Source organism: Niabella agricola (genome assembly GCF_021538615.1).
GTDB lineage: Bacteria > Bacteroidota > Bacteroidia > Chitinophagales > Chitinophagaceae > Niabella > Niabella agricola.
In genome coordinates this window covers 4,215,706-4,233,691 of record NZ_JAJHIZ010000003.1, presented here as the reverse complement: position 1 = coordinate 4,233,691, position 17,986 = coordinate 4,215,706, and the positions used below count along the sequence as shown (strand labels likewise).

The following is a 17,986-nucleotide window of genomic DNA, read 5'->3' as shown; positions in this document are numbered from 1 at the left end:
TCCAATTCATTTTTATTCCCGGCCAGTGTGGACACTGTTCATATTTCTAATATAATGGATACCCGTCCGAGATGCTTTGTTTTTTCCCCTTGCTCCCCCGATCGCTGCAGAGACAGGAAACGAAGCAAGACTGTCCGCATCACCTGGCTGGCCCGGCAACTCCGGGATGGATTCTCCTGCACCCGTTCGCGTCCGCTGCACCCGGTTCGTGTCCTCACGAACCGGGAGAACATTCACATTGCCTGATACCGGATCGAATACTTCTTATCTTTTTCGATCGTTAATGCGTATACATTATTCCCCTTGCTTACTATCTCCCCTTCCTTGCACACCGGTTTTGTTTTACTGGCAATGATCAGCTTTCCGGTACCCACCGGTGAAGTAATTTTAATTTCCTTATCACTGCAATACAGTTCTATAGTACCCGCCGGGGTAGGTACTTTTCCCTCCATCCATTTTAAGCCACCCAGTGCAGGCTTTACTTCATACTCCGTGTATCCCGGGGCCGTTGGGCTTATACCCAGGTAATATTTGCCCAGCAGGTATAACGGACTGGCACCCCAGGCATGGCAGAGACTTTTACCATATTTCCTTCCATACATCGCATAATGTTCCGCTCCTTTTTTGGACGGATCATATTCCTCCCAAAAAGAGGTAGCACCCAGCCTGAGCATGCCGCCCCAGTAGTCTTTCATTTCTTTCAGCACATAGCCCTGTTCGCCTAATGCACAAAGCGCTTCCAGCTCATAAAACCGCATATACGGGGTAGTGATCTCCGGCACATTCTTATTCAGCAATACCGAAGTTTTTACCGCCTGTTTCTGCTGCTCGTTAAAATAATTAAAGAAGATCGCGAACATGTTGGCATAACGGGTCACATTTTTGGTGGGTTGACCATTCACCCGGCTGTGCACCAGTGCTTTTGCAGTATCGCTCCAGTAAATAGAAAACAGTTTTTGCTTCAGCTCTGCCGCCGCCGTTTTATATTGCATAGCATCTTCCCGGCGCCCCGCCAGTTCGGCGCAAAGGGCCATGGTTTCCAGTCCGCGTGCAAAAAGTAATTGCTCAAAGCTCACTTCTCCCTCCTTGCTCAACCCCGTCGCCCAGTCGATAAAAATCCAGTCGCCCGGCAACCCCTCCAGCAGGCCATCCTTATTGCGCCGATTCCAGACAAAATCCATCAGGGACTTCATCCGTCCGTAATTCTGTACCAGGAAATCTTTATCGCCGCTATACAGGTAATAATCATAAACCCCCATAAACCAGTAAAAGGTATAATCCATAATGGTGTTGATATGACCCGTTACGGGATCCTTTCCACGCAATGCATAGGTGGTACGCTTTACGGTTTCATTGTCATTCATCAGGTAATAGTTCATCAGGTAGCTCTGATAGGCATCCCCGCTCCAGATCCAGCGGTCGCGCTTGATCCCGTCTACAAAAAACTCCCGCGTGCTCAGGTGTAATGTGTATTTCGATACGTCATAGATCCGGTTGATCGCTTCATCATTGCAGCGGAAGTCCCCTTTATCTTCCAGCCGTGCATACTCATGCAAAAGGGAGGCATGATCCAGTTGCACATCACCATCCGTTACAATATTTACATATCGCAATGCCTTTGAATGCGGATTGATGGTATCGCCGGCCTTTACCTGATCAATTGTAATACGATCAAAGGTCTCCGACGCAGCCGTATCCAGCGCCTCTTCCCGGCTTTCACCATAGTAAAGAGAGATCGTACCCCGGCCCTTTACCCCATGCAACTTCACAAAGCCAAAGATTTCCCTTCCAAAATCTACCAGCAAGGTTCCGTTTGCTTTTTCTGCTGATACGGCTGCCGCAGGTGCTACCGGCAATTTATAAGCTGATGGTGTTGCTGCAGCATCATTAAAATTCCAGCTGCCCGCATGTTTGAATACCGTGGCCGACAGATCCGATGCTTTGCCCGTTTCATCGATCCATTCCTTATCTTCAAAGGTTACCCGCCAGCTGCTGTCCGATACGATGATTGTTCCTTTTACAAATACCGTGGGCGGTGTGGCCTGGTTGAATACTTTGATATTGATCTTGTGTTTACCTGCCGGTACTTCAATCGCCGCCGGTGTTCCGGGAAAGGCCCTGCCATCCAGCTTTACGCTGTATCTTCCTTCCGCACGGATCGTTACGGTTTCCGGCTGCGCCAGGTTAAAATCCTTATGAAAATCTACCAGGGGATAGTGACTGTCTACCTTCCAGAATACCGGGTAAAAAGTACCCCGTTCCGTTCGCCGGTTCTGCATCTCATTCGACAACCATATCTCATAGTCGCCGGGATACCAGATCCAGGTTTGGGCGGATGCGGTGAGCCACGAAGACGCAAAGACACAAAGACACACGAAGGGTTTCAAACGCTGAACCTTGCACCGCTGTACAAGTGAGTGACACAACGCAGCGGCCACCTGCACTACAGCCCGTAACCAAATAAAATTTCCTTTCATATTATTAACCAAATATTAAATACAAAATGATCATTACCGTACACAAAGCGCCCCAAACGATTTTTACCCGTTTGGTGGGCTTCGCCAGTTCCTGTGTAACGACGGCCGTACGTACCGGGTGCGGGTCTGTAACGGCGATCAATACCGCAATGACTACCAGCAGCAGGAAAATAAAGAACGACAGCAGCAGGTAGTGCGGCCAGAACGGGTACTCCTTTGCCGGCAACACCCATAAATAAACCACACCGATCCCCAGGCTGATGGCCGATCCCCAGGAAAGCGTAAAGTTCACCGCCCGGCGCGTGGTCTTTTTCCAGAACACGGTCAGCAGGAACACCGCAGATAACGGCGGCGCAATAAAGCCCAGCACCGCCTGGAATACATCAAATAAATTGAGCCCTTTGATACTGTCGATAGCAATGGCCATCATTATTGCAAACCCGCAACCCGCCAGCACGGTGAGCCGGCCTACCTTAATGATCTGCCGGCTGGTGGCCCCGGGATTTATTTTCTTTACATAAATATCGGTTGTAAATACCGTGCTGAGTGCATTTAATGAGGAGCCGATTGTACCAACCAGTACCGCAATTAATACTACAATCACCAAACCGTTCAAACCGGCGGGAAACAGGTGCGTAACCATCGTCATATAGGCTTCATCCGGACTTGCCAGCTGCGGATACAATACCGAACAGGCAATACCCGGAATAATGAATAAGGGTATGGAAAGGATCTTCAGCCAGCCGATAAAACTTACACCCAGTTGCCCCTGCTCCAGGTTGCGCGCCCCCAACACGGATTGTACCATGGCCTGATCCGTACAAAAGAAAGCAACAGCCGACACGGGATAGCCCAGCAAAATAGCCGGCCAGGGATAACCCGGATCCGACGCGGGTTTTACCAGGCTCCAATAGGATGCCGGTGTTTTTGAAAATAATGCAGAAAGTCCGCCCACTTTCTGAACGCCCAGCACACAAAGAATGCAGGATACAATGATTAGCAGGATCATCTGGAACACATTTACACGTGCGATCGCTTTGAGACCGCCCGCTACGGCAAACAATGCAGCGAACAAAACCAACACGATCACTGATTGCCACATGGGGATGCCCAATATCTGCCGCACCAGAAAACCGCCCGCAAACAAACCGAGCGATAACCAGGATATCAATATTTTGATAAGCGCATACCAGGCAAGAATATTGCGGGTACCTTCTCCGTACCGCTGTCCCATGAACTCCGGCATGGTGGTTACATTACTGGCCAGGTACCGTGGGGCGAACACCATCGCCAGTAATAGCAGGAACACAAAAGCATACCATTCAAAATTACCGGCCACAATCCCCGTGGCATAACCGATACTGGCAAAGGCCAGCAGCATCGAGGGGCCTACATTGGTACCCCACATATTGAAGCCGATATTGTACCAGTTGAGCGACTTGCCGGCTAAGAACAAGGTCTCATCTTTTTTCTTTTTGCCAAAGCTGGCGCGGTAGCCAATAACCAGCAATACCACGAGGTATACTACCACAATGGCATAATCGATCGGTTGTAATTTTGAAATCAGATGACTCATTACTTATTATCATTTGTTTTTCCCCGGCGGTTGTGCTCCTATCGGCTGCGTTGCGTCGCACTCTTGTGCTGTGGTGCAACCGGAGCCACCGATAGCGCTCCTATGGAGTGTTTTACCTGCTGTTCCTTATTCCTGTTGGTTGTTCGTCTTTTTTTATCGACAGGAAGCACCTACGGAGCTCTTTATTTGCTGCCCGCCATTCACTATTTACCATTCACCCCAGCTTGGCCAGTCCATACTCTTTCAATAAGGCCTTCACCCCAACCGGCTGCCGCGTTCTTAAACTGCGATCCATGGCTTGTAGCAGGGCCACCGTTCCAATGCCCTCGCGCATATCCGGGTATGCAGGGGCATCGTTGGCGATGCTATCAGCAAAATATTCCAGGTAATTCTGGTACTCACCGGCATGGTGGCTCTGGCCTTCAAAACGAAAATAATGATTTAGCTGCGCATCCCCCCAGGTGATCAGCTGCTGCTCGCCTTTTTTATCGGTAATGGCATAGCGCAGCTCGTGGTAGTCTGCCTGGCTGGCGCCTTCCGTACCCCGAAGGATGCAGCTCATCTCGCTTTCGCGGCAGGTAGGTTGTACCGGGCCGGTATAAGCACCGCTTACACGGGCTATACGTCCGTCCTTATTCCGGAAAATAAAATGCATGGTATCTTCATTTTTTAACCCGGCCTTTTTACCATTGGCACTGATCATGCCATAGCCCATCACTTCTTCGATATCCGGCAGGTACCAGCGGATAAAATCAACCGGGTGGCTCAATCCGCCATATAGCCATTTAAATGATTTTTCCAGCGCCCATTTCTTTTTGAGGAACCAGCGGTGATCGGCGTTATAATGACTTTCCACCGTGATCAGCTCGCCAATCAGGCCTTTTTCAAAATCGGCCCGCTGCCGTTTATAAGGTTCAAAAAAACGAGAGCTTTGTCCCACAAATACTTTTTTTCCCGTTTCCTGCTGTAGCTTCAGCAATGCTTTTGCATCGGCCAGATCATCAATAAACGGTTTGGTACATACCACATGCTTGCCATGCTGTAATGCCAGGCTTACATGCTGCGCATGCAGATGATCCGGCGTATAAACGGCTACGATATCGATATCCGGGTTGTTCAGCAGCTCCTCATACTGCGTGGTATAATACTCAAACCGGAACTCCTTACTGCGTTGTTTACACAATGCCTCATTTGCATCGCAGATCATCTTTAATTGCAATTTTTTACTCTGCAATGCCGCCGACATCGTGCTGCGGCCTTCTCCCAATCCTACAATTCCGATATTCAACATGTATTTATTTTTTTTCATTCATCCGTCTACCAATAGGGTGCTCCTATGGCGCACGGGATCTGGGCTGGCCAAACCTATTTCACCAATACGGCCGCGCGGAGACCGATCTGACAATGCGTGACCAATAGGGCGCTTCCTATGGAGCGGGCGGTATCAATATAGCCGTTACTCCCACTTGCTACCCGCTATTTCCTATTCACGCTTCGCTATTGCCTATTCACCACTCACTCCAACACCACCCAGGTCTCTCCCTTCTCGGTGCCTTCAATTCCTTCCTGGTAGCCGCTCATTATCTTGTTCCATTCGTTCACCCGTTGGTTGTTTTTGGTTGTCAGGGGATTCAGCTCCTTCAATGTTTTTCCTTTGGGGATGCTGATCACTAACATCAGTTGTCTGCCGTTCTTAAATACCCGCAACTGCTGAAAATCTGCTTTGCAAAACCCGTTGGATACCTCCGGCCATTTTTCAAACTGCGTGGCGTGGTAATCGAGGTATTCCCGCTGCTTTTGAGGGTCCTTTACCAGGTTGGCGGTCATCATGATATCCGTCCAATCTTTTGCAATAGCCGCACCCGGGCAGCGCGCAGCACGATCAAATTCATATACCATATCATGATATACCCGGATCGTTGCATCCGGGTATGCGTTTTGTAATTGACTGCGCAACAGGTTCACGTCGGTTATCAAACCATATACCACGGTATGCCCCTTCCATTGCCCGATGGTTTCCTGCTGCACACCCTTTTCGTGAAGCAGTATCTTCAGCTTTCTTAAATCAACCAGGTCGCCGGCCTTGCTCACCAGCTCAATGAGCTCTTTGCGCTGCCGGTTGATCGCCTGGTGTACGGCTCCTGAAGTTTTTTCATTCAGCAGCGCACGGTATTGTTTTTCGGGTCCGGCGTTATTTTTTACGGTCGCGGCTACCTGTGGGCCATTGTTTTCCCACCGGTTACCCGGCCCATTATTATTTTGCAAATACTTTTGAGCAGGCGTCCAGTTGTTCCGAACGGCAATGCCCGATGAGCCTTCATCCGCATACAGGTAAAACCAATGCGTGGGCAGGTGCGCATAGGGCGCTTTGTAAATACTGTCGATGTAATTCTCTTCAATCAGGGTTCCCGGCTGCGCACTTAGGGTATAGATACCGGCACAGTCATAATTGGTGCGTCCATAATGATGGATCTTATTATATCGGATAGAGTTTTGTGCCATTATATTTTTTGCAGGCGTCCAACCCCAGCCCATACTGATGCCGGAATAGGGCAGGTTCTCCATCTCGTTGTGCTCAATCGTGATACTCCTTGAAAATCCCATCCCGATACCCACAGCCCCCCAGTCTTCATTGCCCGCATCGGTAACCAGGTTGTTTTTGATCGCAATGTTTTCGCAGATCACCCGCGGGTCTGCAGGATTGTAAGGCCTGTGGATCTCGGTGCCATCATCACCAAAATAACCGCCCTGGATGGCCGTTCCGCCAATATCTTTAAAAAGGCTTCCTGTTACGGAGGAAGACTTTACCCCCACTGTAAAATCGAGACCCGTGGCCGCAAGGTGCTCAAAACGGTTACCCTCAAAACGGATATGACTTGCATAAGAAACCGTTACGGCAGCTTCCGGCCGGCCTACCCAGGCCTGGTTATCCAGAGAAGGTTTCTCCGGAGTACCCGCCGGTTTGAGCTTATAGGCTTCGGTCATATAAAGCCCTGCCTGGTGTGGCACATGCCCCTGCAAGAAGGGGCGGTTCCAGGCACTGTGCTGGAAGCGGATGTCGCTGATGATTACATTTTCAACCGGATGCTCAGAAGTACCGCTGAGCACAAAAAGCTGCTCTAAAAAGGGAATCACGGTTTTTGCCACCTTCATGTTTTCCTGTACCCGCGGATAATAATAGAGGTTCCGGGCGGGCGCATCATAATACCATTCTCCCGGCTCATCCAGAAAAGCAATCGAATTGACCAGATAAAAAGCGGAGTTCCCTGTTTCGGGTGAAAGCCAGGGCGCCGGCCAGGGGTGCTCATTCTGTATGCGGCTTTCCGGCTCGTAAAAATAAACCCGGCAACTGTCGCCTCCTTTTTCCAGTTTGCGAACACGCAGGTTGGCCACCTCCCACCATTGATGGATCAAGAACTCCAGGCCTTCGGTTACCTCCAGGTGCTCAAACGGATGTAATGGGATCACTGCCGTGGCTGTTGTTTTATCCCAATTCCATATACGCTGCATGGTATTACCAGGTGCACTTTTCGCGCGGGTTGCCTTCCGGTCGTTTACCCAAAGCTGACGCGGTGCAAGAAGGCCGGCTACAGCAGGTACATGAGCAACCCAAACCCGGCCCCTTGCCGCTTCCGGCAATCCTTTTACTACAGTTCTATTTTGCTTCCAGTCTTTTATCAGGATGCCGCCGCTGATTACAGGTGCTGCTCCCGGGGCGGATGTAATCACCAATGGGGATGTGGGCGTACCGCTGTCTTCAGAACGAACCCGGACCGGCTCTCTTAAATAATACGTACCGCTTTTGAGCAGGATCCTGCTTTCAGGCTCCTGCTTTAGCCGCCGTAGCTCCCGTACCTGACGAATCGCCGCGTTCAGCGTTGCCTTGGGTGCCTCAACCGTACCCGGGTTGATATCCTTTCCATCCGGAGCCACATATACCTGTGCCCCGGCAGTTAATGAACCAAAAATTCCCGTAATCAAAGCAATGCACAACCGTTTCACAATGGCATTATTTTACCGTTTTTTACAAGAAGATAAATGTACTGGAAACCCCAGGAATGCTGATGCCTGTAATCACTAATATACTGGAAAATTTTACTAAAGGACGCTGTCCGTGTTTTTACCGGCATCTTCGCTCGTTTTACCGATCGGCCCTGGTAACGGAGTCGCAAAGGGTTCATCTTTGTATCCTTAATCAACAAAAAAAAAGATGAAAATAATCTGCGTTTTATTTGCCCTTATCGCCAGCATACTGGCTGTTGTTGCATTCATTCCTTTGCTGGGCTGGCTCTACTGGCTGGTGATCCCCATCGGCATCCTATCCCTGATCGTTTCCGTAATCGGGGGCTCTTCTACTGGTAAAACCCTTAGCATCATCGTGATCCTGGTAGGCATTTTCCGGCTGATGATCGGTGGCGGTGTTGTATAAAATGAGAAGCTCCGACGACTGTCTTTATCATTATCACCTATGAACACAAAGATGACCAACATTTGTTTATAGCAGCCCCCGAAGGTTTAGGGTTGTTTCAAAATCTATGCTTTTAAGACAGCAGAACCATTCCAAAGACTACCTGAGCGGCACAACAACAGAAGACTTTGGTCAGGCCCCGCTAACCGGCCGGGTCTGCATTGCTCCTTATGCCGTTGTATGCGCTGCAGCATAAGTGTGTGATCCACCACGGCGGACAAGCGCAGGGAAGCCGATAGTAGTACTGTAGCCGGTAACCAAACCATTCATCCGCTGATGGCCCCGTTTATGCAAATGCCTGACAATAACTAACAATTGTTAGTTATTGTAAAGAAAATTCCTTTACTTCGTATAACTTTAGAGGAATAAAAAACAGCGCCTGTGTACCGGATTCAATCAGCGGTGGATACGCACTCCGATGCGTTTAACGAAAATAGAAATGCCTACCGGCAGTTGCTGGAGCAGTACAACCAGCGGATGGAAGCCGTGCAGCATGATGATGCCTCGCCGGCGGTTCAGAAACATAAAAAAAGAGGCAAGCTGCTGGCGCGGGAGCGGGTAGACAACCTGCTTGACCCGAATACCCCCTTCCTGGAGCTATCACCCCTGGCGGCTTTTGACATGTACAACAATCAGTTTCCTGCCGCGGGGATCATTACCGGCATTGGCACGGTGCATGGCCGCATGGTAATGATCATTGCCAATGATGCTACCGTAAAGGGCGGCACGTATATGGAACTGACGATCAAAAAACATGTGCGGGCACAGGAAATTGCACTGGAGAACCAGCTTCCCTGTATTTATATGGTGGACTCCGGCGGGGCCTTTCTTCCGGAGCAGGATAAGGTATTCCCGGACCGTCATGATTTTGGCCGTTTCTTTTACAACCAGGCCCGGATGTCGGCCGCGGGCATTCCACAGATCGCTATCGTGATGGGCTCCTGCACCGCAGGCGGGGCCTATGTTCCGGCTATGAGCGATGAAACCATCATTGTACGGAACCAGGGCACGATCTTTATCGGCGGACCGCCCCTGGTAAAAGCTGCTACCGGTGAGGAAGTAAGCGCTGAAGAACTTGGCGGCGCCGTGGTACATACCTCCATTTCAGGGGTGGCGGATCACATTGCAGAAAACGATCAGCATGCCCTGGCCCTATGCCGGAACATTATACAAACCTTTAAGCAACCGGAACCGCAGCCCCTGGAGCGGGTTATACCGGAGGCGCCTTTTTATGATCCGCAGGAACTGTACGGACTGATATCAACGGATTTGAAAAAATCAGTAGACGCCAAAGAGATCATCGCACGCCTGGCAGATGGCAGTCGCTTCCATGAGTTCAAAGCGGCATACGCGCCTACCCTGGTCACGGGTTTTGCACATATCATGGGCTACCCCATTGGCATCATCGCCAACAATGGTGTATTGTTTGGGGAGTCTGCTTTAAAGGGCGCACACTTTGTAGAACTGTGCACTGCCCGCAAAACCCCGATCTTATTTCTGCAGAATATTACCGGTTTTATTGTGGGCAAGGAATACGAGCATAAAGGCATTGCACGCGATGGCGCCAAGATGGTGCATGCCGTGGCCAACGCCAATGTGCCCAAATTCACCGTGGTCTTTGGGGGTTCCTTTGGTGCGGGCAACTATGCCATGTGCGGCCGTGCATACGATCCTCGTTTTTTATTTATGTGGCCGCATTCCAAAATATCCGTGATGGGTGGCGAGCAGGCAGCGGGCGTGCTTACCACGGTAAAAGAAGAACAGCTAAAAGCTGCCGGCAAGGAGTTTGCGGCAACAGAAAAGGATGCCCTGCGCCAGTCGATCTTAAAAAAATATGAAACGGAGGGTTCGGCCTATTACAGCACGGCAAGGTTATGGGACGATGGCATTATCGACCCCGCGGATACCCGGCAGATCATTGCGTTGGGCATCGCTATTTCATTAAACAAAAAATGGGAGGAAACAACAAATGGGGTTTTCCGGATGTAGGCAACGGCAGCGGGTGAGGGGCATATTTTTTATGTACCAGACTGCGGTGCAGGTGGCAGCTTCCCTGCGCCTGTCCGCCGTGAAGGATCGCACACTTCAGCACTGTGTATGACTAAACAGGCCGCCCTTGCGGGGCTTCAATTAAAGCAGGTTCCGGGACAACGACTATTAGCAGCAAAACCGTTTTTAAATAATCGTCAAAAGAACATACAACGCAGCATCATGAATACGTCATAAACAAATCGAAAATAAAACAGAGATATGGGTTGTCTCAACAGTTCGGAACCGCCTTTTTGCTCCCGCTCCTTGCGGGGACGAAGCGGAACGGATAAATTTCATTATGATCAAAAATTAAATCTGGAAGATTTATTGGCATCACTACGTTACACTCGAAATAATGGGCTTTTAAGATAGCCACATCTGTATTAAGATACTTTCATCGACCCCGCAGGAGCGGCCTATCGAACGAATTATGGCAAACACATATACACAGATTCATCTCCAATTGGTATTCGCTGTTAAATACCGGCAATCCCTTATTGAACATTCATGGAAGGATGAATTGTATAGATATATAACCGCCATCATTCAAAACCAAACGCACAAGCTGCTTATCATAAACGGAATGCCAGATCACATACATATATTGATCGGGATGCGCCCCACACAATCTTTATCCGATCTTATGCAGCACATAAAAGGTGATTCTTCAACATGGATCAATGAAAGAATCTTCACCAAAGGAAAATTTGAATGGCAGAATGGTTACGGGGCTTTTTCATACAGCAAATCACAGGTACCAGATGTCATTACCTACATTAAAAACCAGGAGCAGCACCATTCCAAGAAGGCTTTCATGGAAGAATATCTGGCGCTTTTAAAACAATTTGAAATTGATTATGATGAACGATACGTTTTTAAAGATCCGCTCTAACAGGCCGCCCCTACGGGGCTCCGAATACTCCGCATACAACCTGCTACCCTTAGCGGGCACCTACGGCGCCGCAAATAGGGTTTCAACCAGATCCGGCCAATTAACAGCGCATAAACACGTAGGTCTTACGGTAACAATTAAAATATACTCCCGAATACGTCATCAACACAGCATCCATCCGGTCTCATCAGGACATCAATCGGCAGCAACAACACATCCGGATATCATGAGCGCATCGCAAACATATTCCAACAACGCAGCATCCATCCGGTCCCATCGGGACCATCTATCGGCAGCAACAACACATCCGGATATCATGAACACATCGCAAATATATTCCAACAACGCAGCATCCATCCGATCCCATCGGGACCATCTATCGGCGGCAACAACACATCCGGATATCATGAACACATCGCAAATATATTACAACAACGCAGCATCCATCCGGTCCCATCGGGACCATCTATCGGCAGCAACAACACATCCGGATATCATGAACACATCGCAAATATATTACAACAACGCAGCATCCATCCGGTCCCATCGGGACCATCTATCGGCAGCAACAACACATCCGGATATCATGAACACATCGCAAATATATTACAACAACGCAGCATCCATCCGGTCCCATCGGGACCATCTATCGGCAGCAACAACACATCCGGATATCATGAACACATCGCAAATATATTACAACAACGCAGCATCCATCCGGTCCCATCGGGACCATCTATCGGTAGCCCCGTAGGGGCGGCATATAAAATAAGCATCATGTATACAACCATCGAAACAGAACAGCATTATCACATCGCCACCATCTGGCTCAACCGGCCGGAAGTACGGAATGCGCTGAATGATACCATGACCACGGAGCTCATCCAGGCTTTCAAAACCCTGAGTACCGACCCTGCCGTGCGTGTCATCACCTTGCGGGGAAAAGGTAAAGTGTTTTGTGCCGGCGCCGATCTTAAATGGATGAAAGCAACCGCCGCCTATAGTTATGAAGAAAACCTGGAAGAAAGTGCACAACTTGCCCGTTGTTTTCAAACCGTGTACCATACATCGAAACCCACGATCGCCGTGGTACACGGGGCCGCAATGGGCGGTGCCAATGGGTTGATTGCCGCCTGTGATTTTGCCTACGCTGCGGATGACACCCTGTTTGCTTTTTCTGAAGTGCGGCTGGGCCTGGTGCCTGCCACTATTGCGCCCTATATTTTAAAAAGAATCGGGGAATCAAAGGCGAAGGAACTCATCCTTACCGGTCGTCCGTTCCATGCAAAGGAAGCGGCAGAGGCCGGACTCATCAACCAGGTATTGCAGGCTATGGAACTGGAAAGCAAGGTAGCCGAGCTGATACAGGAATTGCTGCAGGCCGGACCTGGCTCCATCGCCGCCAGTAAACAGCTGTTACATCACCTGTCAGCTAAAGAACTGGAAGCAGCCATTCCGGATACCGTGGAGGCGATTGCAAAGGCGCGTAGTTCCGCCGAAGGACAAGAAGGTATGCAGGCATTTTTTGAAAAACGGAAACCCAATTGGAGACTGTAGCAGCCTCCTGCACGCTGCAAACTTATCATTATACAAAAGCTCACTTTTCACTCAATGAACAAGATCCTCATAGCAAACCGCGGCGAAATCGCTTTACGCATTATCCGGACGGCAAAAAAAATGCAAATCAGCACCGTACTCGTTTATGCCCCCCGGGATGCCGGCGCTGCCTATCTCCTTGAAGCAGATAAAACGGTATTGCTCGAAGGGCAATCGCTCGGCGAAACGTACCTGAATAGCAGCAAGATCATTGCCGCAGCAAAGTCGGTGGGGGCAGATGCCATTCATCCGGGTTATGGCTTTCTTTCGGAAAACGCTGCATTTGCGCATGCCTGCAGAAAGGAAGGCCTTATTTTTATCGGCCCCACACCGGAAGCGATGGAGGCCATGGGAAATAAGATCGAAGCCCGGCGCACTGCTTTGACAGTGGGAGTACCGGTTACACCAGGCATTACTGGCACCGTACCGGAATTGTTAGCGCAATATCCGTCTGTTGGCTTTCCACTGCTGATAAAGGCCGCAGCCGGCGGGGGTGGCAAAGGCATGCGGATGGTACAGCAGGAAAATGAATTAAAGAATGCGCTGGAGGCCACGGCGCGGGAAGCCCATAATTATTTTGATGACGATACCGTTTACATCGAAAAATACATCGAAGCGCCCCGGCACGTGGAAGTGCAGGTGCTGGGCGACCAACACGGCACGGTCATTCACCTCTTCGAGCGGGAATGCTCCCTGCAGCGACGGCATCAAAAAATCATCGAAGAGGCCCCCTCCCCTACCTTAACGCCGGAAGTAAGAGAACAAATCTGCAAGGCAGCCGTGCAACTTGCTGCAGCAATAGATTATCAGAGTGCCGGTACCCTTGAATTTTTGGTGGCTCCCGATCACAGCTTTTATTTCCTTGAAATGAACACCCGTATTCAGGTGGAGCACCCGGTTACGGAGTTGACCACTGGTATCGATATTGTTGAGCAACAGATCCGCATTGCACGCGGAGAAGCGCTGAGCCTGCAGCAAAAGGACATCCGTCAAAGCGGGCATGCAATCGAATGCCGTATTTATGCCGAAGATCCGGAACAGCAGTTCCTGCCCGCGCCAGGCACCATCCGCTTCTACAAAGAGCCCTACGGCGAAAATATCCGCATCGATGGCATGATGCTGCAGCAAGGAATGGCAATTACGGGGGACTTTGATCCTATGATTGCAAAACTCATTACCTGGGGCACCAATCGCGAAGCTGCCCGGATAAAGATGATCGAAGCCCTGCAGCAATACTTTATCTATGGCATTAAAAACAATATTGCCTTCCTGCTGGGACTGTTGCACCATGCTGATTTTGTGGAGAACAAGATCTCAACAAAATATATCGATATACATCTGGCCAGCCTGTTGCTACAGTTTGAGCGTCGTAAAAAAAGCGAAGACATACGAATCCCGATGACAGCCGCGCTGGTATTCAGCCTGTCGCAAAAAGACAAGAAACCCGCTTCGATATGGGAGGAAACTGGTTACTGGCGACTGGTGAATCAGCTTTCCCTGAACGTCGACGAGGAGAAGAGTACGATCCGGCTCGGCAGACAGGTGCTTCCTACCCTGGATTTCGAATACCACCAGCAATGGTACGCTGCTACCTTGCAGCCCATAAACTCAGAACAGTTTACTTTAATACTGGATCAGCAAACATATCCTGTTCATATCGTTGCAATCGCTCCCGGCATCTATATAGTACGTTATAATGGATTTGATTATACGATCACACGCAATGATATTTTACAGCTGACTTCGGATGCACTGCCTCCTCCACCGGCCGCAACGGCAGCAGCCGGAAATATCCGTGCCCCCATGCCGGGCAAAGTAATCAAGATTGCTGTTGAAACGGGATCTGCGGTAAAAACCGGCGACCTGCTGCTGATTGTAGAGGCAATGAAAATGGAGAACAATATCCTGAGTCCGAAGGACGGCGTAGTAACCGCCATTGACGTAGGCGAAGGTGATAAAGTAGATACGACGACAACGCTGATCCATATAGAGGATCCGCTGGCGGGTTCATGAGGACACGAACCAGAACAGAATAACGACAAAAGATCATTTCAATATGGACTACTCATTAAGCGAGGAGCACCAGGAAATCCGGAATATGGTGCGGACATTTGCGGAGAAAAATATCAAACCGCAGGCGCAGGAACTGGATGAACGGGAAAAATTCTCACCGGAACTCACCCGGCAAATGGGGGAACTGGGCCTGATGGGCATCTATCTCCCGGAAAAATATGGCGGCGCCGGTATGGACTACCTGGCCTATATCATCGCCGTGGAAGAAATTGCCCGGGTAGACGGATCACAGGCGGCCACCCTGGCGGCACATAATTCCCTGGGTATTGGCCCTATTTACAACTATGGTACCGAAGAACAAAAACTGCAATACCTGCCCCAACTCTGTACGGGAAAAGCCTTGTGGTCGTTTGGACTGACCGAGCCCGGCGCCGGAAGTGATTCGCGCGCCTCAAAGACCACGGCAAAATCCGATGGCGATTATTGGGTGATTAATGGCAACAAGATCTTCATCACCAACGGATCAGTTTCGCTAAACCGCGGCACCACGGTGCAAGCGGTTACCAACGAGGTAAACGGCAAAAAAGAATTTACCACGATCATTGTGGAGCGGGATACACTGGGCTTTTCGCAGCAGGCCATGCATGGCAAAATGATGTGGCGGGCCAGCGATACGGCCCAATTGTTTTTTGACGACTGCCGCGTTCCCAAATCGCATACGCTGGGCCCGGTGGGTGAAGGCTCCAAGATCATGCTGCGCACCCTCGATGCCGGCCGGCTGAGCATCGCGGCCATGGGCCTGGGCTGCGCGCAGGGTGCCTTTGAAATGGCCTTAAGCTATGCGCAGGAACGGCGGCAGTTTGGCAATACGATTGCCTCCTTCCAGGTAAACCAGTTCAAGTTGGCAGATATGGCATTGAAGATCGAACTGGCACGCACGTTTTTGTATAAAGCCTGCTGGCTAAAGGATACCGGGCAGCCCTTTACCAAAGAGGCTGCCATGGCCAAACTTTATTGCTCAGAAATTGCTAAAGAGGTAACAGACGCCGCCGTACAACTTCATGGCGGCTACGGGCTGATGAAGGAATATAATATAGAACGTTTTTACCGCGACCAGCGGCTGTTACAGATCGGGGAAGGCACATCGGAGATCCAACGGATGGTGATCGCGAAACAGTTAGGCGTTTAAAGTTCGCTGTTTAAGGTTCAACGTTGAACCTTAAACAGCGCCAGTGCTTATATTAAACAGCATCTAAAACATTTCATCATGAACAATTTAGACCGCATTCGCCTCACCGAATGCCCCCGCGACGCACAGCAGGGACTTCCTTATACCATCCCCCCGGAAAAACGGGCGGCCTATATCAACGAGCTGATGCAGGTTGGCTTTGAAGTGATCGACTTCGGAAGTTTTGTTTCGCCCAAAGCGGTACCACAGATGGCGGAATCGGCAAAAGTGCTGGAAGGCATTCATAAAGAAGGATCGCCCACCAAATTACTGGCGATCATCGGCAACCCAAGGGGCGCCACCGAAGCCGCCGCACAACAAAAGGTTGATGTGCTGGGATTCCCCTATTCCATCTCCAATACCTTCCTGGAACGGAATATCCATTCAGATTCCTCCAAAGTCCTGCATGCACTCCATGAAATTGCCGATATCAGTCAAAGCAACGGAAAAGAATTAAGAGTATATATCAGTATGGCCTTCGGCAATCCTTATGGAGATGAATGGTCTGAATTTATCGTACAGGATGCGGTTTATTTACTGGCAGGCAAGGGTGTTCAAACCATCACTCTTTCCGACACCACGGGCCTGGGAACGCGGGAAGTGATTTACAAACTTTTTAAAACATTGATCCCCCGGTTTCCGGAGGTGGAACTGGGCCTGCACCTGCATACCCAACCACAGGAGGCTATAGGCAAGATTGATGCCGCCTGGCAGGCCGGCTGCCGCAGTTTTGACGGGGTTATTAATGGTTTTGGTGGCTGCCCGCTTACAGGCTACGAGCTGCTGGGCAATCTGAATACCCTTACCTTGCTGCAATACTGCCGGGATAAAAACATTGCAACGGGGCTGAATGAAAACCGTATGGAGCAGATCGTTGCAGCTTATCCCAACTTTGACGGGCTGCGATCTTAAATAGGATGATGTAACTTAGGATAAAAAATGAAATACTTATCAGTCCTGTTATTATGTGGCGCATACTGTTGTTTACAGGCACAGGAAGGCAGCCGGCCAACTACAGAGGCGCTGCATCAGCAACGGATCGAAACCAACCGGAAGGGCATGTGGCTGCTTTCGGGATGGGGTGTAGTCAATATGGGCAGCGGGATCATCGGAGCGCTGAGCACCAACAACACGGAAGTAAAGGCCTTTCATACGATGAATGCACTGTGGGGCGTGGTTAATACCGGTATTGGCGTGCTGGGGCTGATGCGCGTCCACAAAGAAAAAGGCTTGTCCGTTACAGACGCCGGCAAATACAGGGCTTACCGGAATGTAAAAAAATTATACCTGGTCAATGGCGGGCTGGACCTGTTGTATATGGGCACGGGTGCGTTTTTAAAGGCAAGGGCGGATCGTGCAAAAAACCCGCCGCGAAACAGGGGCTACGGTCATTCGCTGATCGTACAGGGCGCCGGCCTGCTGTTGTTTGATGTAACCATGTACCTGAGCCATCAAAAACAAAACCGGTACTGGAAGAAGGCCGCACCTGAATTTGCGGTTACGGAAAACGGTGTCGGTATGATTTATCAATTTTAGCGTCTTGAGCCACGAGGGGCCCGAAGACAGAAAGAAACACAAAGCATAAAAGGTTAAACAGCCTTGGGATTCCGGCGATTCAGTAGCAGCAAACAAGCTTCCTGTTGATACTTCGCGTATTGATGTCTTCGTAACAAAAAAAAGGACACGGCCATCAAAGGTAATCACA

At 50.0% G+C, this 17,986-nt stretch carries 13 protein-coding genes; 9 read left to right on the top strand and 4 right to left on the bottom strand.

Translation table 11 applies throughout. From position 1 onward, the window contains the following. Positions 1-233: 233 nt before the first annotated feature. The 4 genes from LL912_RS23045 to LL912_RS23030 all read right to left on the bottom strand — a co-directional run bounded on the left by LL912_RS23045 (position 234) and on the right by LL912_RS23030 (position 8,055). Positions 234-2,477, bottom strand: a complete 2,244-nt coding sequence (locus LL912_RS23045) for an alpha-L-rhamnosidase-related protein (RefSeq protein ID WP_235555974.1) — start codon at positions 2,475-2,477, stop codon at positions 234-236. Positions 2,478-2,481: 4 nt separating this feature from the next. Next, the gene (locus tag LL912_RS23040; protein WP_235555973.1) at positions 2,482-4,053 is read right to left on the bottom strand and encodes a sodium:solute symporter family transporter; all 1,572 of its coding nucleotides are present in this window, start codon (positions 4,051-4,053) and stop codon (positions 2,482-2,484) included. A 214-nt stretch (positions 4,054-4,267) separates the two neighbouring features. Further along, positions 4,268-5,344, bottom strand: a complete 1,077-nt coding sequence (locus LL912_RS23035; RefSeq protein WP_235555972.1) for a Gfo/Idh/MocA family protein — start codon at positions 5,342-5,344, stop codon at positions 4,268-4,270. A gap of 224 nt (positions 5,345-5,568) precedes the next feature. Further along, the gene (locus LL912_RS23030; RefSeq protein WP_235555971.1) at positions 5,569-8,055 is read right to left on the bottom strand and encodes a right-handed parallel beta-helix repeat-containing protein; all 2,487 of its coding nucleotides are present in this window, start codon (positions 8,053-8,055) and stop codon (positions 5,569-5,571) included. A gap of 208 nt (positions 8,056-8,263) precedes the next feature. Here LL912_RS23030 and LL912_RS23025 point away from each other — a divergent pair, with 208 nt between their 5' ends. The 9 genes from LL912_RS23025 (at position 8,264) to LL912_RS22990 (ending at position 17,817) form a co-directional block, all read left to right on the top strand. Beyond that, positions 8,264-8,482, top strand: coding sequence for a hypothetical protein (locus LL912_RS23025; RefSeq protein ID WP_235555970.1), 219 nt, complete (start codon positions 8,264-8,266; stop codon positions 8,480-8,482). Positions 8,483-8,588: 106 nt separating this feature from the next. Then, entirely contained in the window at positions 8,589-8,717 is a 129-nt protein-coding gene (locus LL912_RS26015) for a hypothetical protein (RefSeq protein WP_255785828.1), read from the top strand. A gap of 185 nt (positions 8,718-8,902) precedes the next feature. Beyond that, positions 8,903-10,510, top strand: coding sequence for a carboxyl transferase domain-containing protein (locus LL912_RS23020; protein ID WP_235555969.1), 1,608 nt, complete (start codon positions 8,903-8,905; stop codon positions 10,508-10,510). Between the two features lie 472 nt (positions 10,511-10,982). Continuing rightward, positions 10,983-11,444, top strand: coding sequence for an IS200/IS605 family transposase (gene tnpA, locus LL912_RS23015; protein WP_235555968.1), 462 nt, complete (start codon positions 10,983-10,985; stop codon positions 11,442-11,444). A gap of 777 nt (positions 11,445-12,221) precedes the next feature. Next, positions 12,222-13,001 (top strand): enoyl-CoA hydratase/isomerase family protein, encoded by a 780-nt coding sequence (locus tag LL912_RS23010; RefSeq protein WP_235555967.1) that lies wholly within the window; start codon positions 12,222-12,224, stop codon positions 12,999-13,001. Positions 13,002-13,055: 54 nt separating this feature from the next. Next, positions 13,056-15,053: an acetyl/propionyl/methylcrotonyl-CoA carboxylase subunit alpha gene (locus LL912_RS23005; RefSeq protein ID WP_235555966.1), complete on the top strand. Its 1,998-nt coding sequence runs from the start codon at positions 13,056-13,058 to the stop codon at positions 15,051-15,053. A 43-nt stretch (positions 15,054-15,096) separates the two neighbouring features. Then, positions 15,097-16,242, top strand: coding sequence for an acyl-CoA dehydrogenase family protein (locus tag LL912_RS23000; RefSeq protein ID WP_235555965.1), 1,146 nt, complete (start codon positions 15,097-15,099; stop codon positions 16,240-16,242). A 78-nt stretch (positions 16,243-16,320) separates the two neighbouring features. Then, positions 16,321-17,193 (top strand): beta/alpha barrel domain-containing protein, encoded by an 873-nt coding sequence (locus tag LL912_RS22995; RefSeq protein WP_235555964.1) that lies wholly within the window; start codon positions 16,321-16,323, stop codon positions 17,191-17,193. A gap of 27 nt (positions 17,194-17,220) precedes the next feature. Continuing rightward, entirely contained in the window at positions 17,221-17,817 is a 597-nt protein-coding gene (locus LL912_RS22990; protein ID WP_235555963.1) for a DUF6992 family protein, read from the top strand. The last annotated feature ends 169 nt before the right edge of the window (positions 17,818-17,986 follow it).

Excerpts from the sequence above, each read along its gene's own strand:
- LL912_RS23040 (WP_235555973.1), bottom strand. The coding sequence starts at position 4,053 with ATGAGTCATCTGATTTCAAAATTACAACCGATCGATTATGCCATTGTG.
- LL912_RS23000 (WP_235555965.1), top strand. The coding sequence starts at position 15,097 with ATGGACTACTCATTAAGCGAGGAGCACCAGGAAATCCGGAATATGGTG.
- LL912_RS23010 (WP_235555967.1), top strand. The coding sequence starts at position 12,222 with ATGTATACAACCATCGAAACAGAACAGCATTATCACATCGCCACCATC.
- LL912_RS23025 (WP_235555970.1), top strand. The coding sequence starts at position 8,264 with ATGAAAATAATCTGCGTTTTATTTGCCCTTATCGCCAGCATACTGGCT.
- LL912_RS23035 (WP_235555972.1), bottom strand. The coding sequence starts at position 5,344 with ATGTTGAATATCGGAATTGTAGGATTGGGAGAAGGCCGCAGCACGATG.
- LL912_RS23005 (WP_235555966.1), top strand. The coding sequence starts at position 13,056 with ATGAACAAGATCCTCATAGCAAACCGCGGCGAAATCGCTTTACGCATT.
- LL912_RS22995 (WP_235555964.1), top strand. The coding sequence starts at position 16,321 with ATGAACAATTTAGACCGCATTCGCCTCACCGAATGCCCCCGCGACGCA.
- tnpA (WP_235555968.1), top strand. The coding sequence starts at position 10,983 with ATGGCAAACACATATACACAGATTCATCTCCAATTGGTATTCGCTGTT.
- LL912_RS26015 (WP_255785828.1), top strand. The coding sequence starts at position 8,589 with ATGCTTTTAAGACAGCAGAACCATTCCAAAGACTACCTGAGCGGCACA.
- LL912_RS22990 (WP_235555963.1), top strand. The coding sequence starts at position 17,221 with ATGAAATACTTATCAGTCCTGTTATTATGTGGCGCATACTGTTGTTTA.
- LL912_RS23045 (WP_235555974.1), bottom strand. The coding sequence starts at position 2,477 with ATGAAAGGAAATTTTATTTGGTTACGGGCTGTAGTGCAGGTGGCCGCT.